Below are 25,341 nucleotides of genomic sequence, written 5' to 3' on the forward strand. Positions count from 1 at the left end.
ACGGTTGCGGAACAATGACGCTGGTTAAATCAGCCACAATCGTGAGCCGTGAGGGCGGCCAGACAGGGCTCAGCCGTGAAATTTTCCTTGGTGAGCGGGTTTCAGCTCGCCTAGGAAAAGGCCCAGCTTCGAGACCGCTCTTTGGCTCGAAGTGGTGCCCACGGCGTTCCAGCCCTGTCTGGCTGCCCGGTAAGGCGGATGGTTTTGACCGGACTTATTCACATAGAGTTAAAACAACTTTAAATGGAACTGAGTATAAAGAAAAGCGTGATGGTGTGTCGCAATTGAGCGACGGGCCATCACGCTTTTTCACGTTTAATTTTCGTTATAGTTGGAAGCGAGATCGTAGAGGGTTTGGGCCAATGAGTCGATGGAACGCGTCGGTCCTTGGTTGGCGAAGAGGATGACCCCGTACTTATTCCCTTCAGTCCCGTAGTAGATATCATCATATCCAGCACCGGTCAAAGCGCCCCGGTCCCGCTTGATGCCCCCACTGTAATGGTAGAGGCCACCAGCGTAAGAATAACGACCGTAGTCGGCTAAATCGGTGTACTGCGACTTGGTGAGAATCTTACCGTTGCGCAAGCCCTTCATGATTCGGTAGTAGTCCTCCGGCGTAGAGTAATAATTCCCCGCACCCAGCAATGAAGACATCAACTTCGGTGAGACGTTCGCGCTAGCGTAGTCTTTTCCGTTACTGAAGTTATACCCGGAAGCTGCCATCTGGTTAGCTGGCAGTTGATCCCAAGCATAGGTGTGACTTAACTTCAAAGGCTGAATGATGCGGTTCTGGACTAAGCTTTCGTAGGATTGTCCCGTAACCTTCGACGCAATGGCGGCTAACAGTGTGAAGTTAGCGTTCGTGTAGTCGTACCCCTGGTTGCGCGACGTTTTGAGATTCTGTAAGGTGTAGTTCAGCTGAGCATCTTGGGTGGTCAACAACGTGTTGGGGGTTGATTCACTCATCGAGATACCAGAGCGGTGATTTAGTAATTGCCGTAACGTGATATTTTGACTGTTACTAATGTTGGGATAGTACTGACTCAGCTTGTCCGATAGGGACAGCTTGTTGGTGCTGGCCAACTGTTCGATAATGGCCCCCGTCATGATTTTTTGCAGAGACGCAATGGGGAAGAGCGTATTGGCATCATTAGCCGTTTGGCTGGTAGCATCCGCGTATCCGATGCTGACGTGACTAGCCCCCGTGGCGTAGGTGTTGAACAACATGGCCCGTCCCTTAAAGTGAGCCTTGTTCAACAGCGCCTGGGCGTTGCTGGAACGGCTGAACTTCTGTAGTGCGGCTTGGTCGACCCAGCCGATGGTCTTACCGTACCAAGAGAACTTGGCGAACGTCACGCCGTTGGATAACGTAGCGGTCTCACTGACCCGAACGAAGCGGTGTTGCCAATTCTTCCCGCTGGCATCGCGGGTCTTGGCTGACCGTTGGGTGTAGTAGGGTGCGTAGTAGTAGATCCCGTCATTTCGTTTGGGCTGACTGACAAAGCGGGCATTATAGTCGGTCTTTGTCGTACTCGTAATCCGTAAGTAACTTTTGGCGCTGGCTGGCATGGCTGGTGCAAGACCACCCATGGTGACAGCGGCAGCGACCGCTAATATCAGTTTTTTCAAGATAACCATCTTTCCCCTTACTCTATAGTGTACATGAATACGATAACACGGCTTGGTTGCGAAGTGTTGACAAAACTGGAACGTTTTTGTAACAAAATTAATAATATGAAACGGAACGGTTAAGGGGTAAATCTACTAACTGGTTAGCCCTAAACTGTGGTAAAATTGGCCTCGATAAACGTGAAGGAGCTGAGAGATGCATTGTTACATTTTTTAGGCCAACTCTATGGGCCATTTTTTGATTTACACAATTGGTCGACGGTTGTGACGACCGGAGACGATTGGTTAATCATCTTTTCGTTGGTACTGATTGAATGTTTACTGTCTGTTGATAATGCGGTGGTGTTAGCCGCGCAGACGCAATCTTTGCCGACCCAAGAATTACGGGAAAAGTCGTTGTTTTACGGCATTTGGGGGGCCTATATTTTCCGGTTCATTATCATTGGACTAGGGACCTACCTGATTAATTTCTGGGAGATCAAAGTGATTGGGTCACTGTACCTAGCGTTCTTGGTTTTCCAATTCTTCACCCAAACCCGGGTTAAGCACACCCGTAAATTGGCAAGTGACCGTAAACACCGCGTCTTACCGCTCTTTTGGTCCGTGGTCATTCAGATTGAAGCCATGGATATCGTCTTCTCCATCGATTCGGTTCTGGCTTCATTAGCCATCTCCAGTAATCCGGTCATCGTCCTAATCGGGGGAATGATTGGAATCCTAGCGATGCGGGGCGTGGCCGAAGTGATCATGCGGTTGATGCGGCGAATTCCCGAATTGGAGCCCATGGCCTACATTTTGATTGGCTTAATCGCCATTAAGCTCTTTTTATCGATTCCCGCCATCGACATCGAGATTCCGGCGGCCCTGTTTGGGGTCATCGTGATTGGTGCGATTGTGATTACGTTGATTATTCACGTGTTACGGCACCGGGGTCAGTCGCGGTCGGCCGACTCGGAAGACTCTAAAGATTAGGGTGTAAGTTAACCTAGTTAGTTAATTGATATCAGATTAGTTATTTAGCCCCATTGACCACGTTTCGTGGTACGATGGGGCTAATTTATTAGGGAGGTTAGTAGGATGCAAATTGGTTTTATTGGAACGGGTGTTATGGGAACTGGCATCATTCAGAATTTGTTGAAGGCCGGCCATCAGGTGGTGGTCTATAACCGAACCAAGGCGCACGCACAAACTGTTTTGGCGGCTGGTGCGCAGTGGGCGGACTCCCCCAAAGCAGTTGCCCAACAGGCTCAATTGGTCATGACCATGGTGGGGTATCCGCAGGACGTTGAAGAAGTATATACCAGCGACCAGGGAATCTTCGCGGGGGCCCAACCAGGCAGTACCGTGGTCGACATGACCACCAGTACGCCAACGCTGGCGTTCAAGTTGACCCAACTGGCGCATGACCATCAACTGCTTGCACTGGATGCACCGGTATCCGGTGGCGATGTGGGCGCTCAGAACGCTACGTTAACGATTATGGTCGGGGGCGATAAGCAAGCCTACGACCAGTTATTGCCGGTCTTCCAGGAGATTGGGCAACGGGTCAACTACTTTGGGGCGGCTGGTAAGGGGCAGCACACCAAGATGGCGAACCAGATCATGATTGCGGGGACCATGACGGGACTGACGGAAATGCTGGTCTACGCGAAGGCGGCCGATCTGGATCTGCCCCAAGTCTTAGCCACGTTGAGCAGTGGGGGTGCCGATAATTGGAGTATGGACACCTACGTCCCGCGAATCCTCAAGGGTGACTACACGCCGGGCTTCTTTGCTAAGCACTTCTTAAAGGACTTGCGGATTGCCCTGCAAGAAGCTGAGAAGATGCACTTGGACCTACCCGCGACTCAGCAAGCCAAGCAACTGTATGAAACCATGGTCGACGATTGTGACCTGGGCAACGACGGGACGCAAGGCTTGATTAAGCTGTATCAGGACAATGCACAACACTAAAACTAGGACTTACTGAATAAGTGATTGCTAAAACGGCCCTAACTAGCAGCGATACGCTGCTGGTTAGGGCCGTTTGGTGACTAAGGCATTATTCGATTTCAGCAAAGAAACTGTACAACTTCTCGGTGGTCAGGGCATCCTTTTCAGCGCCAGCGACGTCAAAGGTCACTTGCCCCCGGTGGAGGACGATGAGGCGGTTACCGTAAGTCAGGGCATCCTCCAGGTGGTGGGTGATCATCAGGCAGGTCAGCTGTTCTTCTTGGACCCGCTGGTTCGTTAAGTGCATCAGGTCTTGGCTGGTCTGGGGGTCTAAGGCCGCCGTGTGTTCGTCTAGGAGCAGAATCTCTGGCCGCTTCAGCGTGGCCATTAGGAAGCTAAGGGCTTGACGCTGGCCCCCGGATAGGCTCCCCGTAGCGGTGGTCAGCCGTTGGTCGAGGCCGTTATGCATGGTCGCCGTTAGTTCCTTGAAGTGGGCCATGTGTTGGTTGAGGTGGCGGGGTGCCAGTCCGCGTCGTTGACCCCGTCGTTCGGCTAAAAGCAGGTTCTCCGCAACCGTCATCCGGGGTGCGGTCCCCAGCTTAGGGTCTTGGAAGACCCGGCTTAAGAAGCGGGTCCGACGTTCGACGGAGTCGTGGGTGATGTCGCGACCGTGTAGTAGAATCTGCCCGCTATCAATGGTCAGGTCGCCACCGATGGCGTTGAACAGGGTGGACTTTCCGGCCCCGTTGGACCCCAGGACCGTGATGAAGTCTCCCGGGTTGATGGTCAGGTTGAGGTGGTTCAAAATCGTGACTTCTTCTGGCGTGTTCCGGTTGACCTTGAGAACCACGTCTTTGAGTTCCAGTGAAGGTTCAGTCATTAGTATCTAACCCCCGTTTCAGGATATGCTTGAAGTTGAGCGCGTTCTTGAAGACTGGCAACATCATGCAGATGGCCAGGACAATCGCGGACAACAGGTTGAGGTCGTTGGCGTTGAACCCCAGCTTCAGGACAATCAGCAACACGAACCGGTAGAGGATACTCCCGAGTGTGACGGCGACTAACCGTTGGTTTAAGGTCAGGTCGCCAAACGCGACTTCCCCGATGATGATGGAGGCTAGGGCGATAACGATGATTCCGATTCCCATGTTGACGTCGGCGTACCCGTTATTCTGGGCGACTAACGCGCCCCCTAAGGCAATCAAACCATTGGAGACCATTAGACCCATGATCTTCATGTTGTCAGTGTTGATTCCCAGAGACCGGGCCATGGTCTGGTTGTCCCCCGTGGCGATAAAGCCTTGGCCCAGTTGGGTCTGGAGGAAGTAAATTACGATGCTGGTCACGACCACCATTACCACGATGCCCAGGAAGACACTATCGAAGTAGCGTGGCAGGCTTTCGAGAAAGGCGTTCTTGAACAGGGTCGCCTTTCCTAAAAGGGAGACGTTGGCCCGGCCCATGATCCGCAGGTTGACGGAGTAGCAGGCCGTCATGACTAGGATTCCGGCTAGTAGGATGGGAATGTGGCCCTTGGTGTAGAGCAACCCGGTAATCAGTCCCGCGAGACTCCCGACCACGAAGGCCAGCAGGGTCGCCAGAATGGGGGACATCCCGTTGCTGATGGCGGCGACACAGGTGGCCGCGCCTAACGGGAACGTTCCTTCAACGGTCATATCAGCGAAATCCAAGATTCTGAAGGTCAGGAACAACCCGACCCCTAAGACGGCCCAGAGTAGGCCCTGTCCGATAGTTGAGACGATTAAACTCATTTGAAGACCTCCCCGTGTGCTTGTGCGTCCTTGACCACGTCTTTAGGTAATGAAATGCCGAGCTTTTTGGCGGTGGCTAAGTTGACCGTCATCTCACCCTTGCGTTCGAATTGGATCGGGGTGGTCGCCGGGTCTTTGCCCCGGAGAACGGCGGCGGTCATCTTCCCCGTCTCAACGCCGAGCTTATATTGGTTGATACTTAGCGTGGCGAGGCCGCCGGCTTTGACCATGGTATCAACGGCCGGAAAGACCGGAATCTTCTTGGCGTTGGTGGTAGCGACCAGCGTCTGCATGGCCGAGGCCACCGTGTTGTCGGTTGGAACGTAGACGGCGTCGACTTGGGAGACCATCTGCTGGGCAACCTGGTTCAAGTCGTTGGTGTTGGCGATGGAGTAGGCCTTCAGCCGAACGTGTTCTTGTTTGCATAGCGCCGCGAACTTATGGTACTGGGCGGTCGCCGAGTCATCCGATGACGTGTAGATGATTCCCAGCGTCTTCATCTTCGGCATAATCTTTTGAATCAACTTCAGCTGGGCTTTCAGGGGCGCTTGGTCGGATACCCCGGTCACGTTGGTACCAGGACGGGTGTTGCTCTTGACCAGGTCGGCGCCCTTGGGGTCGGTGATGGCCCCTAAGACCACGGGGGTGGTGCTGGAGGCGTTGGCCAACGCTTGGGCGGCCGGCGTTGCGATACCAATCATGACGTTGGCCCGTTCGTTGACGAAGCGGGCGCTCATGGTCTTTAGATTGCTTTGATCATTTTGGGCGTTTTGAAAGTCAATCTTGACGTTCTTGCCCACGTGGTAGCCTTCCTCAGCTAGGCCGTGCACGATTCCCTTGTGAATGGCGTCTAGCGCGGGGTGGGAGAGGAGTTGGAGAATCCCCACAGTGGGGGTTCCCGTGGTCTGGCCGTGATCTTGGTGTCTTTCTTGAACGAAGGCGAATCCTAGAAAGAGCACCAGAACGGCGATGAGTCCGTATAAACGTTTCATTTAACATCAACCTCGGTTTCTAATATCAGGATAAAGTAGCGGAACATGGGTTTGGAGTCTGACAAAAAGGGTACTCGTTCCGCGCGAGTACCCCAAAACAAAAGGCCCACTGGCGGATAACCATCCGTGCGGGCCTTTCCATCAGAAAGTTAGCCGGCGCAGATGCGAAGAGCACTCTGAGAGCTCAAGTCGCATCTACCCAGATGACGACTTGATTACCGGCTTTGCCAACGTCCATTAAGTTCAATCGTAGACAGTTGCATATAACTTTCCTTCCTTCCGTTGTAATGAATAAATTTAGTGTAAGACATCCCTGAAAAGTCGTCAAGCCTATTTTCACGTTTTAAGCAAAAACCGTTAAAAAGCCATGGTATACTAGAGAGCAAAAGATTTAACGAGGGGGTATCAGCTGTGAAAATCGCCATTTTAACAGACACGTCGGCCGGTCTCACACCCGACGAAGCGCTAGCCCGGCAAATCACACTCTTAGCGGCACCGATTATGTTCGGAAACCGCCAATACCATGAATACCAGGATCTGACACCGGCCGATTATTACCGGCTGTTGCGGTTGACCAAGTCGCATAAGATGATTCCCACGGCACCGCAGATCGCTATGCAGACGATTCAGGTGGCCTGCGACCGGCTGGCGGCCGAAGAACAGGTCACGGACGTCATCGTGATCAGTCCGGCGGGGGGCATCTCAGGATTCGTCAACACCCTAAGTGCCTATGCGGCGAACATTACCAGCGTTCATGTCTGGCCTTGGGATTCCCGGGGCATCTTAACGGCCATGGGCGACCAAGCACGGTTGGCGGCGGCTCTGGTCGAACAGGGAGAAGACGTGTCTACGATTCTCGACCGGTTAGCGGTCTTCCGTAAGTCCGTCCACGAAGGGTTCGCGGTCGATTCGATCAAGCCCCTGTTACGGACGGGGGAAGTCAATCCTAGTCACGGACCCAGCAGTGCGCCCCTATTAGCGGGCAAGCCGTTGCTGGTCTTTGAGCCTTCGGGGAAGATCAAGGTAGCGGGCGGCGCGCTACGGTTGAAGGGGGCGTTGGGCGACCTTTTGGATTTACTGGCCGCTGACCTGACGGATGAGTACGCCACCAAGGCGACCGTTCTGAACGCTGACCAACCGGAAACGGCGCAACAGTGGTTGATGGCGGCCCACGACCGCTTTCCGCAGGTGGCGTTTGACGTGGCACTGATCAGTCCCAGCTTCGGGGTCCACGTAGGGGATGGCGCGATGGGCTTAGCCTGGGGCCGGGACTATCACGACCTCCTTAAAGCAGAAGATGAGAAATAAATGAGAAATTAGGGGTTGACAGCCGGATTTCTTAATGGTTTACTAAGACTTGTAAATTGAAAATGAAAGGAAGCGGCGTTATGTTCATGACAGCCCCTACTCATTTAAATCATCAGTTTGCCTTTAGCTTTTTCTTTAGGTAGCGTTTGTACCCACTTCGCTGGATACGAACGCCAACAAACCGCGCGTTTGTATCTATCGAATGGCTAAAGTTTTTCAGCATGACTAAACGCCAGATAGATACGGGTTAATCTATCTGGAGAAAATATCGGGCCCGATAAACACCAGGTAGATTCGACCGTGAATCTATTCTGGTGTTTTTTTTATTTTCAGCAGGCCGGTTGTCAAGACGTTGATCCCGGGTGACTGAAGCAGACATGCAACCCCTCAAAGGAGATCACACGATTATGAAAAAATTACTGATTAGCAGCGTCATTTTAGGTTTAGGGTTATTACTCGCCGGGTGTCAACAACGGGCCACAGGGAACCAAGGCTACCAAGTCGGCATCTTGCAGGTGGTGCAGCACGGTTCGCTGGATCAAGCCCGAAACGGCTTCAAGGCGGGCTTGCGTCAAGCCTTGAAGGCCCACGGGAAATCCACCAAGGTCACGTACCATTATTTAAACGCACAGGGGGACCAAAGTAACTTAAACACCATGAGTCAACAGTTGGTCCAACAAAAGAATGACTTATTGTTAGGGATTGCCACGCCCGCTGCCCAAGCACTGGCTAAGAAGACCACCACGACGCCGACGTTAGTGACGGCGGTGACGGATTTGAAAGCAGCCAGCCTGGTGAAGAGTGCGGCTAAGCCCCAGACCAACGTGAGCGGGACCAGCGACCTCACGCCAGTCGGGAAGCAATTGAAGCTATTGAAGAGCCTGACGACCGGCAACCGCCCGCTGGGAGTGATGTATAACTCCTCGGAAGAAAATTCGGTCTTGCAGGTGAAGCTGGCTAAGCAATACGCCCAACGCCATCACTTGAACTTAAAGATTGTGTCGGCCACTAGCACCAACGACATTGCCAGTGTCTTGGCGGGGCTGAAGGGACAGGTCTCCGGGCTATACCTGCCGACCGATAACTTGATGGCGAGTGCCATGAAGATGATTGGTCAGAAGGCAAAAGCCGCCGATTTGCCAGTGGTAACGGGATCGATTGAGATGGCCGAAGATGGCGGGACGGCCACTTATGGCTTGAACTACTACGACCTGGGGAAGCAGACGGGGAAGATGGCTTATCGGGTCTTGGTCAATCACCAAAAGCCCCAGACCCTGCCAGTTGAGACGGCTAAGCACTTGCACCTCTACGTTAACCGAGCCAACGCGAAGTCGATTGGCTTAAAGGCGGACCAGATCAAACAGCCCTAAATCGGCAACGGGCCAAGAAGAAAGGAAGCATTCTATGTTAGTAACCAGTATTGGGCAAGGCCTCTTGTGGGCACCGTTAGTCATCGGGGTGTTCCTCACGTTTCGGATTCTCGACATTCCTGACCTGACCACCGAAGGGAGTTTCCCGTTGGGGGCGGCCATAACCATTAGTGCCATGCTACAGGGCCAGTCCGCAGTGGTCGCCAGCTTATGGGGCTGCTTAGCGGGGTGTCTAGCCGGTTGGGTGACTGGCGTCTTGGATACCAAGTTGAAGATGCCCTCTTTGTTAGCCGGTATCCTGACCATGACGGGGTTGTACTCCGTGAACATGCATATCATGGGCAAGGCTAACATTCCGTTGCTGGACCAGAAGGTGTTAACGGGATATTTGCCTGCCAACTGGTCGGCTGAATTACAGACCACCGTGGTGGGCGGCGTCGTGACGGCCGTGGTCCTGGTGGCTCTGGTGCTCTTGTTCCGGACCCGCTTAGGCCTGTCCTTGATGGCAACGGGCAATAACCGAGCGATGAGTGCGGCCAACGGAATCTACACGGACCGGATGGTGATCATCGGTTACATGGTCTCTAACGGGTGTATCGCGTTGTCGGGGGCGTTGATTGCCCAGAGTAACGGGTATGCCGATATTGGGATGGGGATTGGGACCATCGTGATTGGCCTGGCCTCCGTTCTGGTGGGGGAGATCTTCTTGCATGGTCGGCGGATGTGGATCCGTTTGGCGGGGATGGTCCTGGGAGCCGTGATTTACCGGTACCTGCTGACCTTAGCCATGGGGCTAGGCTTCCCCGTAGACGACCTCAAGATTCTCTCGGCCATCATCTTAGTTATCGTGATTTGCTTACCCTTATTGCAGAATCATTACCGGACACGGCAACAGTTGCACCAATACCTCAAACAGATTGGAGTCGATAATCATGCCACAACCAGCAGTCTTGACCGTCAAGCACCTACAGAAGGTCTTCTTTCCCGGAACGATAAATGAACGTCACGTCTTAAAGGATGTCAATCTGACCATCCTACCCGGTGATTTCGTGGCCGTCATCGGCAATAACGGTGCCGGTAAGTCGACGCTGTTGAACACGATTGCCGGTACGTTGACCACGGACGCTGGTGAGCTGGAACTAGCTGGTCACCGGATGACCAAGCGGCCGGTAGCTTACCGGGCCCGGTGGCTCTCCCGGGTCTTCCAGGACCCGAAGATGGGCACAGCCGGTGAGTTGAGTGTTGCCCAAAACTTGACCTTAGCGGAGCGCCATACGGGGAGTCTTAGTCTGAAATGGTACCGGCAAGCCGGCCAGACGCAGCGGTACCGCACGCTGTTAGCGCCGCTACAAATGGGCTTGGAAGACCGGTTGACTACGCAGGTCAAGTACTTGTCGGGTGGGCAACGACAAGCGTTGTCCCTCCTGATGGCGACTTTGAGTCACCCGGACCTTCTGTTACTGGACGAGCACACGGCGGCGTTGGACCCGCAGACTAGCGCTCAGGTCATGGACTTGACGGAACGGATTGTGACCACGCAACACCTGACTACTCTAATGATCACCCATAAGCTCAGCGACGCGTTGCGTTACGGGAATCGCTTAGTGATGGTCCAAGATGGCCAGATCAAGTTAGACGTTCGGGGCCAGGCTAAGGCCCAGTTACGCCAAGCCGATTTAATGGACTTGTTCACGGCGTGATGCCATTGGTTAAGTAAGTAATAAGTTAGCGTTGGCGGACCTCTTTTTTTACGTGATTAGCGGCTAACGGGTGTACACTAGTTAGCAATTAGAAGGACACGACGAAGAAAGGGGGTGAACCATGACGACCTTATTAAGTTTTGCGACAGTCAGCGGCAACGAAAAGATTGCGATTGGGGTTGGCTTGATCGTCTTCGTGGTACTCTTTTTTAAATTAATTGGGGGCTTCATCCGGTTCTTCTTCCGGCACCCCATTTGGTTTTTACTCCTCCTGCTAGTTGGCGGTGTCGGGTTCGCCTTTAGTTTTCTCTTAGGCGGTGCCGTGATCTTAGCCGTCCTAGTCGGCGGTGGAGCGTTCTGGCTACTGGGGAACTTTGACCAGTAAACGCATGAACGATTTTGGATGATTAAATAAACTAAGATTAGCCTTGTAAAACCCAAACAGTTTTACAGGGCTTTTTTGAATTATTGTGGCATATTTAGCGCTGAAAATTGAACAGGAACTGTTGGACTTCAAGCCCGTATAAACCAATTACCGTGGTGATGGTCATCCGCCTTACCGGTTGGCCTGAAGAGGCTGGAACGTGGTGGGCACGACGTAAGCCCTGAAAGTGCCAGGTCTTCAAGCTCGGCCTTTGGGTAATCCGGGGAAAAACCCCGAATAACCCAAACGACACCACTGAGCCTCTTCAGGCCCGCCCTCACGGCTAAATTGCGCGTACCTAAGACAGTGTCTTCTGACACTTGAAATTGGAAGTATCAACAAGTTGATGGTCTGATTCACCCAAGCCACCATTATGGAACCTTATCCTGTTTAGGATGAGGGTTTTTACTGATGATAGTCGTCACCAATAGGATTGGGGACCACGGTCTGATAACGCATTTCCAATATGGTGACACACAACTGTAAGCCGAGAGGACGGCCAGACAAGGCTCAGCCGTGAAATTTTCCTTGGTGAGCGGGTTTCAGCTCGCCTAGGAAAAGGCCCAGCTTCGAGACCGCTCTTTGGCTCGAAGTGGTGCCCACGGCGTTCCAGCCTTGTCTGGCCGTCCGGTAAGGCGGATGATTGCCACAGTCTGAGCTCATAAAACAACCCCAGGCCGGCGCGAGTGCGCTGATCTGGGGTTGTTGTTTCTATAGTAATAAAGACAGGGCGTTATTCATAAAGTGAAGCGCAATGTTGTACCGGATATCGCGGAAGTGCAGGTAGGCGCCCCCTAAGACCCACCCCAAAGCAGAATACATGATTAGGGTCGGGGAGAAGCTCATCACGTGCAACATCCCGAAGAACAAGCCCGAGACAAAGACTCCCAAGAAGTTGACCCACCGCTGGTTACTGCGGAAGAAATAATTCAGGAAGATGCCCCGGAAGATCAATTCCTCAATGACCGGTGCAAAGACGATAGAATAGGCCTGATTCCAGAAAGGAAGCAACATCACCTGTTGGTTGATGGCCGTCTGGTTCGCCGGCGTACTCAAGACGTGTTGACTGATCAAAATCCCCCAAACCATCTGAATCCCGTACATCAGGACGAATAGGGCGAGCAATTGTAGGAAGCGTCCGCCCGTAAAGGGGGTGCGGCCAATGTGCTTAGGGTTATCCCGCTGGAGCTGTTTTTGGTAGCGCCAGGAGATAAACGCCAGAAGCAACGCCGAATAGATCAACAGGATACCAATCGTGTGGTTGACCCGTAAAGGCTGGGTCTTGGCCTGACTCGTGGCCAGGCTAAGAATCGTGGTATCCACTAAATAAATGAAGATAAATCCAATCCACATGGCACTGTGGATGACCCAAGTCAGAAATGCTGGCAGACCGGAGTTTGATTTTTTCAAGGGCAAGGCTCCTTAGCAGTTAATTGTCGTATTTACCAATTTCAATGAGGTTCTCATCGGGGTCGCGCACGTACACCGCCGTCATTGGCCCCTGGGCACCCGTCTTGGGAAGGGGACCATCGACGATTTCAACGGCGTAATTGGTGAGGTGCGAGAGGATGTTGGCTAACGGATCGGTGGCGATGAAGGCAAAGTCGGCTCCACCAATGGTCGGGTGCTTCGCCACCGGCAGATGGGAGGTGTCGGCTGCTTGGAAATTAATTTTTTGTTTGCCCACCTTAACGCCCCGCCGGCCGTCATCGAACTCAATGATGGGTAGGTCGAAGACTTCGTGGTACCACCGAACGGAACGTTCGATGTCCTTTACGGTAAGTGTGATGTGGTCAATGTCGCGAATATTCATAGTTAAATTTCAGTCCTTAGCAAAAGTAAATTTCTCCCATTATAGCATAGAACCTGGGCGACCCCCTAGGCGGGACTGTTGACGGGTAGCGACTTTTCGTGGTAAGTTATGGTTTACTATCAATGAAAATTAGCCTTGACGCTGTCGGGGCTTTTTTGTGCGAGGGCATAAGAGTAGAAGGGAAGGGTTATAACGTGCCATTACTAGAGGTTGAAGACCTGAGCATGAGCTTTGCTGATAAAAAGCTCTACGAAGACGCCAGTTTTCAACTTAATAAAGGTGAACACATGGGCGTCGTGGGTCAAAACGGGGTCGGCAAGTCGACTCTGATTAAAATTATTACGGGACAGGAACTCCCGGTCACGGGGTCCGTTAAGTGGCAGAAGCGTGCCAGAGTGGGTTACTTGGACCAATACGCGGATATTCCTGATGGAATGACGCTGATTGATTTTCTGCATACGGCTTACGCGGATCTCTACCAATTGAACGACCAGATGACGCAGTTGTACACGGACTACGCGGAAAACTTGGACGATAAGCTGTTAGAACGGGCCGGGCGGATTCAGGAGACCCTGGATGCCCGGAACTTCTACGATATTGAAACGGAGATTGAACGGGTCATTTCCGGTTTAGGTCTGGACGACATCGGGCGAGATCACGAAGTCGCGAAGATGTCTGGTGGCCAACGGTCGAAGATTATCTTGGCCAAGTTGTTACTGGAGAACCCGGACGTGATCCTGTTAGATGAACCGACCAACTACCTGGACGTGGCGCACATCGCCTGGTTGGAAGATTACTTGAATAACTTTGACGGGGCCGTTTTGGTGGTCTCCCATGATTATGATTTCTTACAGAACGTGACCAACTGTATCATTAACGTGGCGTTCGGTCGCATCACCAAGTACCGGGGCAGCTTTAAGCAAGCCATGCGGCAACGGGAAGAGCGGGAGAAGGCCCAACAACGGGAATTTGATAAGCAACAGGTCGTGATTGAGAAGGCCGAACGCTTTATCCGCAAGAACAAGGCGGGGTCGAAGTCGACCATGGCCAAGTCGCGGGAAAAGATGCTGAACCGGATGGACCGGGTCGATCCGCCTTCGACGAACATCCAGGCGCACTTCGACTTCCCGTACCAGGCGACGGGTTCGCAGAACGCCTTGGTGGTCGATCAACTCTCAGTCGGGTACGAACGGCCACTACTGAAGCCGGTCACGTTCTCCGTGACGACCGACCAAAAAGTTGGCCTGACCGGGTTCAACGGGGTCGGTAAGTCAACCCTGATCAAGTCCATCTTAGGGCTCATCAAAGCCAAGGGTGGGGAAGCTCACTTCTCGCCATCGGCCAAGATCAGTTACTTTAGCCAAGACCTGGTCTGGGACAACGACGCGCAGACGCCGCTCCAGATTATTCAGGCCAAGTATGAAAAGTTGCCGCAAAAGGCGATTCGGACTAAGCTGTCGAAGTGTGGGTTGGATTCTGCCAACGCGATGAAGCCAATTGGTGAACTCTCCGGGGGTGAACAGACCAAGGTCAAGCTGGCCATGATGGAATTTGAACCAGCTAACTTCTTGATCATGGACGAACCCACCAACCATCTGGATGACGAGACCAAGCAGGCGTTGAAAGACGCGATTGGCAACTTCCCTGGGAACGCCATTATTGTGAGCCATGAGGCTAGTTTCTATACCGGATTAGTCGATAAAATCTTAAACGTTGAGAAGTTGAGTCTTAAGACTTCCTCAAATTAAGGTAACGTTTTGGTCAAAACAGTTCCTTTTTTCAGAAAAACCGGTTAGAGTAGACTCTGGTTTGAAAATACGGATGTAAAGGACGGAGCCATTAGTATGAAGCATTTTGGGAAATTATTGCTATTAGTCATCGTGGTTTTGGTCGCCGGGTTCGGGTTGCACCGTGTGACCCATCCCGCTGCGACGAACGTTCCGCAAGCCAATCGGGCTAGCAAAACGACGACCACGACGCAAGCAGAGGCGAAGACCATTGATTGGCGGGCACCTTCGGAAGATAAGGCGTATCCGGACCTGAAGGCGCACCCGAATGCTTGGCTGGATGTGAATACCAGTAAGCAACGGGTCTACATTAAGGACGGTCAACAGACCCTCTACACCATGTACTGCTCGACTGGAACTGGAAAAGAGAACGGGACACCCAAGGGAACCTTCCACATTCAAGGCGAACGGGGCAAGTTCTTCTACAACCAGAACTCCGGCGAAGGGGCCCGGTACTGGGTCTCCTGGAAGGACCATGGAATCTACCTCTTCCATAGTGTTCCGACAGATCAGAATGGGCACTACATCAAGAGTGAAGCCGAAGAATTAGGGAAATCCGCCGCTTCTCACGGGTGTGTGCGGCTATCCGTAGCTGACGCCAAGTGGGTCTATGAGACGGTCCCTTACGGTATGAAAGTGGTTGTTCATTAACGTTAACGCAAATGCATTCAGTGGTAAAAGCCGCTGAATGTTTTTTTATGCGGTTATTATGCCTGATTTATGCTAATATATATTTATCAATTAAAATTTGTACGATAAATGTAGAGGAGTAAAGCACATGGTGAAAAAGATGGGCGAACCGGATATTGCGGCACTCGCCAAAAAAGAGATTTTCCAAAAGATTGCGGATGGCGACTGGTACCAATACGGGCATGAACCTAAGTTACAAGCTATCGTGAAGCACAGCGCCCAGGTGGTCCAGCACATCAACGACGTGGCAAAGACGGACCAAGCAGAGGCGTTGAAACAACTGCACGCGTTCCTGCCGCATTTGGGCAAAGACGTTGAAATCTATTTTCCAATCACGGGAATCGAGTACCCGGGCTCCCTGTACGTGGGGGACCACAGCTTCATCAACTCAGGCTTGCAGTTCTTGAGTGCGGCGAAGGTCACCATTGGGCAATACTGCTTTATCGGCCCGAACTGCCGGTTCTTTACGCCCAACCATCACCCAACGAACAAGCAATTACGGCGAGATGGTTGGCAGTATGACTTGCCAATTACCATTGGTGACGATTGCTGGTTCGGGGGCGACGTGATTTTCCTGCCGGGCGTGACGGTCGGCAATAACGTGGTCATCGGTGCGGGCAGCGTGGTCACCAAGGACCTGCCCGATAACGTGATTGCGGCGGGCAACCCAGCACGCATCATTCGGCACGTGGATGCGGAAGATTAACCTGAGAGCTGCACTTAAAATGCAACGGTTGTGTTGCTCATCGCCTTACCGGGCGTGACGATTGGTAATAACGTGGTCACCAAGGACTTGCCCGATAACGTGATTGCGACGGGCAACCCAGCACGCATCATTCGACATTTGGATGTGGAAATCTAGAGAAGAACATGATGGCAAAAGAGCGGCTCCGGAAGATCTTTCCGGAACCGCTCTTTTTAACTGAAAAAATTATCGGGCGGTATTTGTTCGGATTAGAAATGTTGAAGGCATGACGAGAGATGTGACGAGGTCAGTTCAGGGGAGGATTTTTGTTTAAAACTAACCAAAATTCAGAACTAACAGTGGCTATAAAGCCGCGCCAGAACGCAGTTACCTAAAAATCTAAGTGTGATGGTAAGCCGTGAGGGTGGCCAGACAGGGCTCAGCCGTGAAATTATTCTTAGTTGGTGTTCCTCAGCCGACTTAGAATAAGGCCCAGCTTCGAGACCGCTCTTTGGCTCGAAGTGGTGCCCACGGCGTTCCAGCCCTGTCTGGCCGCCCGGTAAGGCGCTGATCGGCACTCCGTTGAATTTTAGATGGGGCAATAAAGAAGCGGTTCTGGAAATTTTCCAGAACCGCTTTTAAGTGTTGCGTTAATCGTTGAAGTTGCCGCTTTCGACGTCGCGGATAAAGGTTGCCAAGTGATCGTAGTAAACGGGTGCGTTATCGATCATGTGGTGGTGGCCCCCTTCAGGCGTGGTAGCCCAACGTGCGTGCGGAATGGTTTCAGCCATCCGCTTACCCGTGGCTAACGGCATTGTTTCGTGTTCCCCGAAAGTGACCAAGGTTGGGACTTGGTCGTTCTTGAGTTGGTCGCGAACGTCCCATTCCTTTAACTTCCCGGTGATCACGAATTCGTTGTCGCCTTGGAAGGCACCGTAAACATCAGTCGCCGTGGTGTCAATCAGGTGTGAGATAGCGGCGGGTTGCTTCCGGTCAACGTAGCCCTTGTTGAGGATGTCGACTAAACCTTGGTACTTCGCGTCATCGTAGTTGCCGTTGGCTTCAACCTGCTTCATGTAAGCCAATTGGTCCGGCGTCATGATGTGTTCCCGGATCTTGTTGATGTTGGCCACGTATTCGTCGATGTTGTCGACCATGGAGGAGATGATGGCCCCCTTCAGGTGTTGACCGTACTTGAGAGAGTACATCTGAACTAACGCACCACCCCAAGATTGGCCGATCAGGTAGAACTGGTCGATACCCAGCTTTTGCCGAACTTCTTCAACTTCATCCAAGAAGTAGTCGTAAGTCAGGTACTTTTGGTTCTCTGGCTTGCTATAGTCGGGTTGATCGGAGTACCAGGAGCCTAATTGGTCGTACATGTGAACTTGGACGTTTAGGCCTTGCTTAGCCAATTGCTTGGCCGTGTCTTCCCAGTATTCGTGGTTGCCGCCGGGGCCACCGTGTAAGGCCAGCAGGTGAATATCGCCGGTGCCTTGGGTGTTGGTCCAGAGGTGGTAGCCGTTGTCTAGTGTGATGATCGTGGTCCCTTGCTTCATTGAAATCATCCTCCGTTTTTTCTTAAGATATCTATTAGTTTATCACTGATTTTTTAAAAGCCCAACTGGGTTGGTGCTGGCGCTAGTCCTTGATCGTGGGAACGGTCAGGTGGGCGTCGGCCAGTTGAATCGAGTATTGCAGATCTTGGTTCCCGCGGACGGTCATGCCGAAGTCGGTGGCGTAGACCACTAACCCCAGTTGGTGTCCCGCCAACAAGCGGTAGTGGGTCGGTTGTAAGACCACGTCCAGGTCGTAGAAGACGTTGGGCTTGAGGTCGTCGACTTGGTAGGTGGTGGTCCGGTTCTGCAGGTTCCGGTGACCCTTACTGATCAGGTGCCAAGGCGTGACGGGACCTAGTTGGAATTCGCGGAGGTCGTCTTCGCGCCACTGGAACCCTTCGTCCAGGGCTTTGCGCGCCAGAATCGTTGGGGAAGGCTTGAGCCGCTTAGCCGCACCGAAGTCCACGACTTGGAAGCTTAGCATCCCCACGGGTTGGTTGACCGCCACTTGCAGGTGCACGGCTGGTTTGCCATCTAAGACTAAGTCCTGCGCTAAGCCAGCTGACTTGAAAATCAATCGGTGGCCGCTCATGCGGTCGTGCTTATCGCCTAACAGGTCGTTTTGCCAATCCGTCAGGTGGTGGACGTAGTGGTTAAATTGCTCAGTGGGTAATTGGTCGTTGAAGCTGACTGCTCCGGCCCGCGTCGGCAGGTCAGCGGGAACCAGTTGATCTTCTTGTAGCGCGTAGGTGACGGGGGTGTTGGTGGGTGCGTCCCAGTCAGGGTAGGCTCGCCAAGTTTCTGGTTGTGTATTGTCCTGGATGATGACGTTAGGCAGGAGCGTGTCGGCTTGGTTGTCCACGTCGAGTAGCTCGTGGGTCAGCCAGAGGTTCACGATGTCGGTGTAGTCGATTGACCGGAAGGCGTTGATGTAGATGTGTTGGCCTTGGTGGAGGATCAACTTCTTGGTCACCGGTAGATCCCGTACGGCGTTCCAGAGATTGTTGACGTTGCGGGGTTTAACGTTCCAGTCGTTTAACCCGTGGACCAGCAGGAGGTCCGCCTTGATGTTTTTAGCGTTCTTCAGGTAGTTCCGGGCGTCCCAGAACGTGTTGTAGTTCCCCGACATCCGGTCTTGGTCGCGGGTGATGCTGGCCAGTTGGGCCGCCCACTTGTCCTTGATCCGGTGGTAGTCGGCAGGCAGTTGTTCCCGGCTGAAGACTTCTTCGGCCAGAACGTCGGCGTCTTCGCCAGGGAACCCACCAGGAGCGATGACTAAGCCACCGTCGCGGTAGTAGTCGTACCAGCTGGAAATGGCGGCTTCACTGATGATGGTCTTGAGGCCGGTGACCCCCGTGGTCGCGGCCGCCGTGGCTAGGGTCCCTAAGTAGGAACGTCCGGTCATGGCGACTTGGTGGTTCGACCACCAAGCGGGGATGGTGGTGGTGGCTGCCCGGGTGGTGAAGGCGGTGCGGTTACCCGCTAACCATTCGATGATGGCAATGGTCGACGTGGTCTCCTCAGCGTCACCGGTGGTGCAGAGCCCATCGGAATCCTTACTCCCGATACCGGCCGCGTAGACTACGGCGAACCCGCGAGCCAGGAAGTAATCGTTTAGCGTATAGGATTCATCCCGCGCAAAGGTCTCGACGGCGGCGTGGGTGGTCTGATCGACCGCACGACCGGCGGGGAGCGGCGTGGTGTCCGGCTGAGCGGCAATGTCGGCTAACGTGGGGTGGGCGGGCTGCTTAGCCTGGAGCGGCACGTTGACGTTGTGGGTCAGCGCTTCGCCCTGTTCATCGTTAGTTCCCTGGTTATAGGGACTGGCGGTGTAGAGGACGGGGACTTTTAACCCGGTATTGCTTTCAATAGGACGTAAGATCTCGGCTTTTAAGAGGTCCCGTTGGCCATCGTGGTCGGTATCTTGGGGACTCTCGACGTAAACGACTTCCCGTAGCAGTTTGCGGGTATCGAAGACGGGTTGGGTCTTGCCGTTGAAGAGAAGTGGCTTAGTCACGGTCGGGTCGTCATAAAACGGCACGAAGTATCCGTGGGTGGCCAAGTGGTCCAAGAAGGTCTGACCATTCTTGGTGTGGGTCGCCAGTAAGAGGTACCAGGCCTGCTTGAGTTCGGCCAGGGTGAAGTCGGCTCCGGCATGGTCGCTAACGGGCAACTGAATCTTGGCCATGGCGGCCAGGGGATCATTTAGGTTGAAGTCCCGGTCAACGGCGAAGCCCAAGCGTTGTAGGGCCAGGTTGTAGAAGACGGTCACGGGGACGTTGTCGTGGGCGGCTAAGAAGGTCCGCGCATCGGTCTGGTCGGTGGCCATCAGGTTATAGAGTTGTTGGTCAACGCTGGCTGCGTCGGGGAATTCCGGCCAGCTTTTGGCGTAGAACGCGGCCAAGAGGTCACTGGGCGTGGTCAGTTGGTCGGTGGTGGTATCTAGGAAGTGGACAGCATGCAGTTCAGCCAGGGCTTGTTCTGGCGTGGTTGGTCGAATCGCAAATTGTTGATTACGCATAAAATCGCCTACCTTAATAAATGATTAAAAACGACATGACAATAAAACCTGTTACTACTGATCATTGAGCCGACTATGGCGGACGCCGTAAGTCAGGTAGATGACCAGTCCCAGTGCGAACCAGATAGACGAGGCAATCCAGGTCTCAGCGGGCAGCTGTAGCATCATGTAGAAGCACAGGAGTCCGGAAATAATGGGGAGGACTGGGTAGAATGGGACTTGAAAGCCGGTGTTGTGGGGCATCTCTGGCAGGTGCCGCAGGCGAATGATCCCAAACGACACGAACAAGAATGCGACCAGGGTCCCAATGTTGACCAGGTTGGTCAGTTGGGCCAGGGGGACGAACCCACCTAAGAGGGCAATCACCACCGTGACGACCGCTAAACTAGCCTTAGGCGTTCCCGACTGTTGGTCGATTTTGCCCAAGAACTTGGGGAGGAGTCCGTCACGGCCTACGGAATAGATCAACCGGGAGGAACTATAGATCATGGTGACCATCATGGTGAACATCCCGGCCAACGCACCTAGGGAGATGATCCCGGAGGTCCAGTTCTGGTGAACCAGCGTTAGGGCGAAGGCTACGGGGTCGGCCACGTTCAGCTTGGTGTACGGGACCATCCCGGTCAAGACGATGGCGACCAACATGTAAAGCACCGTGGCGACAATCAAGGTCCCGATGATGCCGATGGGCATGTTGCGCCGGGGGTTCTTGACTTCGGCAGCGGAGGCCGAGACCACGTCAAAGCCTAGGTAGGCAAAGAAGACGGTCGAGGCGCCCCGGAGGATGCCCTTGGAGCCGAAGGGCGCGAAGGGTTGCCAATTGGTCGGACGCACGTAGAAGATGCCGACCACGACGAATAAGATAATAATCGCAATTTTAACAATCACAATGGCATTGTTAACCCGCATTGACTCGCGCATCCCCCGGTTCAGTAGGCCACCGATCAAAAGAACCACCAGCACGGCGACCAGATTGCCATAGGTCCCGTGTGCGGGATCGAATGAGCCGCTGATGGCGTCGGGAATGTTGAGGTGGAACCCGGCGAGAAAGGACTTGAAGTAAGCCCCGAACGCGGTCGACACAGCGGCTACGGCCAGGACGTACTCTAGAATCAAAGCCCAGCCCAGGACCCAGCCAATGATTTCACCGAAGACCAGGTTACCGTAGGAATAAGCGGAACCGGCAACGGGTAGAACGGATGCAAACTCGGCGTAACACATCGCCGCAGTCGAACAAACGATGGCAGCAATTAGAAAGGACAGCACGATTCCCGGTCCGCTGTATTGCGCAGCGATGGTGCCCGGCAGGATGAAGATCCCGGTCCCAATCACCGCGCCGATGCCTAGCGACATCAGGTCTTTAGCGGACATAGTTTTGGCAAAGTGCTGATCACTCTTTAAGTAGTTGTCTAATCGTTCACGACGAAAAATTCGTGAAATAGCCATAAGAGGCCCCCTTAATGGTGGTAATAGTCTTGGCTAGTGTACCCTAGAATTAAATTAAAAGTCAATGAGAGACGGTGGATTGACGCGCTTTTCTGTGGCTTTCGGGAAAATGTTGGCCGGGGACTTCGCAAAATGGTGGTCAGTGCCTAGATTTGGCGATAAAATAGACCAGAGTGTTCGGTCAAGCGCCGGTGGTGAATCGGGCGAGTGATGGCGAACAACTGATCAGAAAAATGAGGAGGCAATCCGGTATGATTACCGAAAATGCAAGTGGCGCCGTGGTGTACCAATTACGCGACGGCCAACCCTACTATCTACTATTAAAGAGTGCGACCAGTCACTTCTGGGGATTCCCGAAAGGTCACGTGGAAGGGAACGAGAGTGACTTGGAGACCGCAGTCCGGGAGATTCGTGAAGAAACCAGCTTACAGGTGACCGTTGATCCCGAATTCTCCACGGTCCTCGATTATGATATGAAGAACGGCCACCATAAGCACGTGGTTCTCTATACGTCGTTGGTGCCTAACGACGCGCAGGTGAACCGGCAAGTTGAGGAGATCGAAGACTTTGGCTGGTTCGACTTTCAGACCGCGCACGCCACGTTGAGCTACGCCAACTTACAGGAGGTCTTGGTCAAGACCAACGCTTATCTGACGGAGGGTGCGGTATGACGCCGAAAGTCATTGTGATTACTGGTGCGACCGGGACCGGAAAGACCACCGTTCAAGAATATCTGGCGCAACATTACCCGGTCACCCGCATCGTGACCCACACCACGCGGCCACCACGCGCGGGAGAAGTCGATGGCCGTGACTATTACTTTGAGACCGAGCAATCGTTCCAACAGCGCCATTACCTGGAATCCGTGGTCTATTCGGGTTACCATTACGGATCGTCGCGCGAAGGGATTGCGGCGGGGTTTAAGCGCGCACCGTTTCCCGCCATCGTCTTGGACACTAAGGGGGCCATTACCTACGCCCGGGAGTTGGGAAATCAGGTGGTCATCTTGTTCTTGACGGTCAGTGATCCTGACCAACTGATGCACCGGGTGACCGCCCGGGGCGACGATACGGTGATGCTGAAGCAGCGCTTTGCCAGTCCCGAGTACCGGCGAGATCTGACCATGCCGTTGGCGTTGAAGGGCCGGGCCCTGCAGCTCAATAACGATAATTGGACGCAGACGCAACGGAAACTGGATGAGTTGATGCAGCACCTGCAGGCGGAGTAGACGGTCAGAAATTGCATTCGGTCAGAAGTATGCTAAACTTACAGGGACTTTGACCATCAGTTTTTGAAAAGGAGGCCGTTGACATGGCAGAATCTTTGACCACCGCTGTGGAGATTTTACGGAAGAATAAGTTAAAATTGACCAAGCAGCGGCACGCATTATTGTCGTTTCTCCTGACGAATCAGGGACATTATACGGACATCGTTGCCGTAGACGCCTATATGCGCACAGAATTTCCGGGGATGAGCCATAACACGGTGTACCGTAACCTTAAAGAGTTCGAAGAAGTGGGAATCGTGGAACAAAACACGGAGCAAGAGCGCACACGGGTCAAGTACCAGTGTGACTTCCATCACCAGCACCATCACCACTTTATCTGCCAGAACTGTGGTAAGGTGACCGAGCTGCAGATGTGCCCGATGGACTTCTTCACGGCCCAGTTGCCGGGATACGAAGTTACGGGCCACAGCTTTGAGCTTTACGGGTTATGCGCGGATTGTAAGGCTGCCGGCGTGACCGAAGCATCCTTAGTCAAAAATTAAGCAAATTTTGACCACTTTTTTAGGTGGCCCGTGAGATAATACGGTAAATGGAGAAATAGGGAGGAATGGACCATGGCGTACCGGACACCACCCATCATCACGCCATTCGCGATTCTTTCGATGGCATTGGCGCTGGGGGCGACTAACGTGGTCACTAACTCAGTGACTAAGACCAATGAAGGGGCCCCGCGGGTCTCTTCGGTCAGCAATACTAGTTCGAGTAGCTTCTCGGACGATTCTAAGAAAAAAGATAGCGATGATAGTAGCAAGAAGGAGTCGGACTCATCCAAGAAGGACAGCAGCGATAGCAGCAGTGATAAGGACAGTTCTTCGGATGAAAGTTCGACGGATACGCAGAGTTCGTCGGCTAATAGTACGTCGGAATCGAAGACGACGACCACTAATAACAACGCGACAAACGACGACACGGGAACCACAACGGGGACCACGTCGACGTCTAAGAAGCCGGCAACCAGTAGTAGTGCCACCACCGATACCACAGACGACACGACCACGGATGATACCACGACCAGTGATGGTGGGGATGATACCACGAACCACACCACTGCGCAGACTTATAGTGGTACCACCACGACTAACGATACCAATAATTAATTGAGAAAGGGGGATGGAAGATGTTAAGCTTCCTTGATATGGTCAACCATTATCTGGGCTACGTGAATGTGAGCGTTAAGATCAAGAACCGCATTTACACGGTCCTGGGGGCCTTAGGTGATTTCTATCTCTTCTACATTGCCATCCGGTACCTGCAAAACGGCCATCCTTTCTGGGGATTACTGATCTTGCTGGTAGCGGTGATTCTGCTATACTTCGTTTTCTTGAACGCAGTGTACTATTTCACCCAAAAGCAGGCACCTTTCGACATCTCGCCGAAGATTGAAAAGTGGCTGCATATGAAGCCCAAGACTGAAGAGGAGACTGCCGGTAAGGGTGGCCAGGGCTATGGACGCAATATTCCCGCCAACGGCTACTTTGATGAAAAGAAGATTTTACCGGGTAAGCTGGCTATGACGGATCAAGATGAACAAAATGTCCAGAATCTGGCCACGCAGCTCCAACAGAATCGGTTACTGACGCTCGATTATTCGGGACTAGGTGACCGTGAAATCATGGAACAAGCCCAAAAGGACGGTAAACCGGTCTACGCATCGGGGCCCGGGGTCTTGATCCCGTACTTTGAGATGCAACCGGAAGACGACCAGTTAGTGGTCTATGCAGGCCTGAACCAGGCCGACAAGCAACGGGTCGGGACGGTCAGCACGGTTGGCCTCCAGGATGTGGCCGATGTGCGTGAGAAGTTCGAGTTGTACTTGGCGAACGCATTATTGGTTGGCGGCCCCTTTAAGGTGGTGGGCCGAACCACGTTGATCGAGCAGGACAATCCGTTTAAGGTGGCGGTTCAACTGGCGTACAAGCACCATGCAGCGTCGACTGCACCGGCTGCACCAACCGCAGCCACCCGGGAGCAGCGCTACGACGCGCCCCGGAGTGCTTCCCGGACGACAGCGTCACGGAAAACAGACGACGAGCCAATGACGCGTCGTTCGCGATACCACCATTAAGTTAATAGGATGAATTCAACATCGGTGACACACCCCAGTTATTGGGATGTGCCACCGTTTTTTGTTGGAAAAAAAGGGGGCGTGTTCAGCTAGGAAGGGGCAAGGAGGTTATGGTAAGTTGCCAGATAGGCCGATAATAATGAGGGAGTGGTTTAAGATGTTACGCGCATTAGGAACGTTAGGTATTTGGCTAGTGATATTAGGTGGTGGGACAATGGTGTGGTTAGGATTTAAGCAACCGCGTAGTCGTACCACAATTTTGTTGGGGATTACTCTTTTGGGAGGGGGCTTAATAGTTAAAGCTAATCCTGAATTATTCACCAGAAACTCCAAAATCCCCATCAAACACATGATTCAAGT

General features: G+C 53.1%; 25 protein-coding genes and 1 pseudogene. 17 read left to right on the forward strand and 9 right to left on the reverse strand.

The features are described from left to right. Positions 1–315: 315 nt before the first annotated feature. A complete protein-coding gene (locus FD30_RS08800) occupies positions 316–1,629 on the reverse strand; it encodes a serine hydrolase domain-containing protein (protein WP_225426519.1) in 1,314 nt (437 codons plus the stop codon). 201 nt (positions 1,630–1,830) lie between these two features. On the opposite strand from FD30_RS08800, the gene FD30_RS08805 reads away from it, so the two are divergent. Together FD30_RS08805 and FD30_RS08810 are read left to right on the forward strand one after the other, a co-directional pair. Further along, positions 1,831–2,601 (forward strand): TerC family protein, encoded by a 771-nt coding sequence (locus tag FD30_RS08805; protein ID WP_056944719.1) that lies wholly within the window; start codon positions 1,831–1,833, stop codon positions 2,599–2,601. A gap of 105 nt (positions 2,602–2,706) precedes the next feature. Then, the gene (locus tag FD30_RS08810; protein ID WP_056944720.1) at positions 2,707–3,582 is read left to right on the forward strand and encodes an NAD(P)-dependent oxidoreductase; all 876 of its coding nucleotides are present in this window, start codon (positions 2,707–2,709) and stop codon (positions 3,580–3,582) included. A gap of 88 nt (positions 3,583–3,670) precedes the next feature. Here FD30_RS08810 and FD30_RS08815 read toward each other — a convergent pair whose 3' ends face one another. From FD30_RS08815 to trpX, 3 genes are read right to left on the reverse strand one after another with little or no spacing between them, the layout of a single operon-like run. After that, positions 3,671–4,441, reverse strand: coding sequence for an ABC transporter ATP-binding protein (locus tag FD30_RS08815; protein ID WP_056944721.1), 771 nt, complete (start codon positions 4,439–4,441; stop codon positions 3,671–3,673). Next, positions 4,434–5,333 (reverse strand): ABC transporter permease, encoded by a 900-nt coding sequence (locus FD30_RS08820; protein WP_024746751.1) that lies wholly within the window; start codon positions 5,331–5,333, stop codon positions 4,434–4,436. The genes FD30_RS08815 and FD30_RS08820 overlap by 8 nt, the downstream gene beginning before the upstream one ends. Next, a complete protein-coding gene (gene trpX, locus FD30_RS08825) occupies positions 5,330–6,325 on the reverse strand; it encodes a tryptophan ABC transporter substrate-binding protein (protein ID WP_056944722.1) in 996 nt (331 codons plus the stop codon). The genes FD30_RS08820 and trpX overlap by 4 nt, the downstream gene beginning before the upstream one ends. A 411-nt stretch (positions 6,326–6,736) precedes the next feature. On the opposite strand from trpX, the gene FD30_RS08830 reads away from it, so the two are divergent. From FD30_RS08830 to FD30_RS08850, 5 genes are all read left to right on the forward strand, one after another. After that, positions 6,737–7,633 (forward strand): DegV family protein, encoded by an 897-nt coding sequence (locus FD30_RS08830; RefSeq protein WP_056944723.1) that lies wholly within the window; start codon positions 6,737–6,739, stop codon positions 7,631–7,633. A gap of 407 nt (positions 7,634–8,040) precedes the next feature. After that, entirely contained in the window at positions 8,041–9,003 is a 963-nt protein-coding gene (locus tag FD30_RS08835) for an ABC transporter substrate-binding protein (RefSeq protein ID WP_056944724.1), read from the forward strand. Positions 9,004–9,037: 34 nt separating this feature from the next. Further along, complete coding sequence (locus FD30_RS08840; RefSeq protein WP_056944725.1) at positions 9,038–10,003, forward strand: ABC transporter permease; 966 nt, start codon at positions 9,038–9,040, stop codon at positions 10,001–10,003. Continuing rightward, the gene (locus FD30_RS08845) at positions 9,936–10,703 is read left to right on the forward strand and encodes an ABC transporter ATP-binding protein (RefSeq protein WP_056944726.1); all 768 of its coding nucleotides are present in this window, start codon (positions 9,936–9,938) and stop codon (positions 10,701–10,703) included. The genes FD30_RS08840 and FD30_RS08845 overlap by 68 nt, the downstream gene beginning before the upstream one ends. A gap of 121 nt (positions 10,704–10,824) precedes the next feature. Then, entirely contained in the window at positions 10,825–11,088 is a 264-nt protein-coding gene (locus tag FD30_RS08850) for a hypothetical protein (protein ID WP_056944727.1), read from the forward strand. A 750-nt stretch (positions 11,089–11,838) separates the two neighbouring features. Here FD30_RS08850 and FD30_RS08855 read toward each other — a convergent pair. Next, entirely contained in the window at positions 11,839–12,537 is a 699-nt protein-coding gene (locus tag FD30_RS08855; RefSeq protein ID WP_225426526.1) for a CPBP family intramembrane glutamic endopeptidase, read from the reverse strand. A 19-nt stretch (positions 12,538–12,556) separates the two neighbouring features. Continuing rightward, the gene (locus tag FD30_RS08860; protein ID WP_056944728.1) at positions 12,557–12,940 is read right to left on the reverse strand and encodes a VOC family protein; all 384 of its coding nucleotides are present in this window, start codon (positions 12,938–12,940) and stop codon (positions 12,557–12,559) included. A gap of 194 nt (positions 12,941–13,134) precedes the next feature. On the opposite strand from FD30_RS08860, the gene FD30_RS08865 reads away from it, so the two are divergent. The 4 genes and pseudogenes from FD30_RS08865 to FD30_RS11855 all read left to right on the forward strand — a co-directional run. Further along, positions 13,135–14,688 (forward strand): ABC-F family ATP-binding cassette domain-containing protein, encoded by a 1,554-nt coding sequence (locus tag FD30_RS08865; RefSeq protein ID WP_056944729.1) that lies wholly within the window; start codon positions 13,135–13,137, stop codon positions 14,686–14,688. A 96-nt stretch (positions 14,689–14,784) separates the two neighbouring features. Continuing rightward, complete coding sequence (locus FD30_RS08870) at positions 14,785–15,378, forward strand: L,D-transpeptidase (protein WP_024746762.1); 594 nt, start codon at positions 14,785–14,787, stop codon at positions 15,376–15,378. A gap of 127 nt (positions 15,379–15,505) precedes the next feature. Beyond that, positions 15,506–16,123: a sugar O-acetyltransferase gene (locus FD30_RS08875; protein WP_056944730.1), complete on the forward strand. Its 618-nt coding sequence runs from the start codon at positions 15,506–15,508 to the stop codon at positions 16,121–16,123. A 39-nt stretch (positions 16,124–16,162) separates the two neighbouring features. After that, positions 16,163–16,279 (forward strand): annotated as a pseudogene (locus tag FD30_RS11855) (sugar O-acetyltransferase); the annotation flags it as partial. Between the two features lie 473 nt (positions 16,280–16,752). Here FD30_RS11855 and FD30_RS08880 read toward each other — a convergent pair. From FD30_RS08880 to FD30_RS08890, 3 genes are all read right to left on the reverse strand, one after another. After that, positions 16,753–17,661 carry a proline-specific peptidase family protein gene (locus tag FD30_RS08880; protein WP_056944731.1) on the reverse strand — a complete coding sequence of 303 codons (909 nt, stop codon included), beginning with the start codon at positions 17,659–17,661 and terminating at the stop codon, positions 16,753–16,755. Positions 17,662–17,743: 82 nt separating this feature from the next. Continuing rightward, on the reverse strand, positions 17,744–20,182 hold the full coding sequence (locus FD30_RS08885) for a Xaa-Pro dipeptidyl-peptidase (RefSeq protein ID WP_056944732.1): 2,439 nt from the start codon (positions 20,180–20,182) through the stop codon (positions 17,744–17,746). 54 nt (positions 20,183–20,236) lie between these two features. Beyond that, positions 20,237–21,628, reverse strand: a complete 1,392-nt coding sequence (locus FD30_RS08890) for an APC family permease (protein WP_056944733.1) — start codon at positions 21,626–21,628, stop codon at positions 20,237–20,239. 251 nt (positions 21,629–21,879) lie between these two features. Here FD30_RS08890 and FD30_RS08895 point away from each other — a divergent pair, with 251 nt between their 5' ends. The 6 genes from FD30_RS08895 to FD30_RS11800 all read left to right on the forward strand — a co-directional run. Continuing rightward, a complete protein-coding gene (locus FD30_RS08895) occupies positions 21,880–22,299 on the forward strand; it encodes a bis(5'-nucleosyl)-tetraphosphatase (RefSeq protein ID WP_056944734.1) in 420 nt (139 codons plus the stop codon). Further along, positions 22,296–22,856 carry a nucleoside/nucleotide kinase family protein gene (locus FD30_RS08900; RefSeq protein ID WP_056944735.1) on the forward strand — a complete coding sequence of 187 codons (561 nt, stop codon included), beginning with the start codon at positions 22,296–22,298 and terminating at the stop codon, positions 22,854–22,856. Before FD30_RS08895 ends, FD30_RS08900 begins: the two co-directional genes overlap by 4 nt. An 83-nt stretch (positions 22,857–22,939) precedes the next feature. Then, positions 22,940–23,398: a Fur family transcriptional regulator gene (locus FD30_RS08905; protein ID WP_056944736.1), complete on the forward strand. Its 459-nt coding sequence runs from the start codon at positions 22,940–22,942 to the stop codon at positions 23,396–23,398. 72 nt (positions 23,399–23,470) lie between these two features. Next, positions 23,471–24,013: a hypothetical protein gene (locus tag FD30_RS08910; protein ID WP_056944737.1), complete on the forward strand. Its 543-nt coding sequence runs from the start codon at positions 23,471–23,473 to the stop codon at positions 24,011–24,013. Between the two features lie 20 nt (positions 24,014–24,033). Next, the gene (locus tag FD30_RS08915) at positions 24,034–24,981 is read left to right on the forward strand and encodes a DUF6681 family protein (protein ID WP_056944738.1); all 948 of its coding nucleotides are present in this window, start codon (positions 24,034–24,036) and stop codon (positions 24,979–24,981) included. 157 nt (positions 24,982–25,138) lie between these two features. Beyond that, on the forward strand, positions 25,139–25,341 hold a 203-nt coding region (locus tag FD30_RS11800; RefSeq protein ID WP_235803261.1), incomplete at its 3' end, for a hypothetical protein.

Origin of the sequence: Levilactobacillus namurensis DSM 19117 (genome assembly GCF_001434785.1) — a bacterium.
GTDB classification, from domain to species: Bacteria; Bacillota; Bacilli; order Lactobacillales; family Lactobacillaceae; genus Levilactobacillus; species Levilactobacillus namurensis.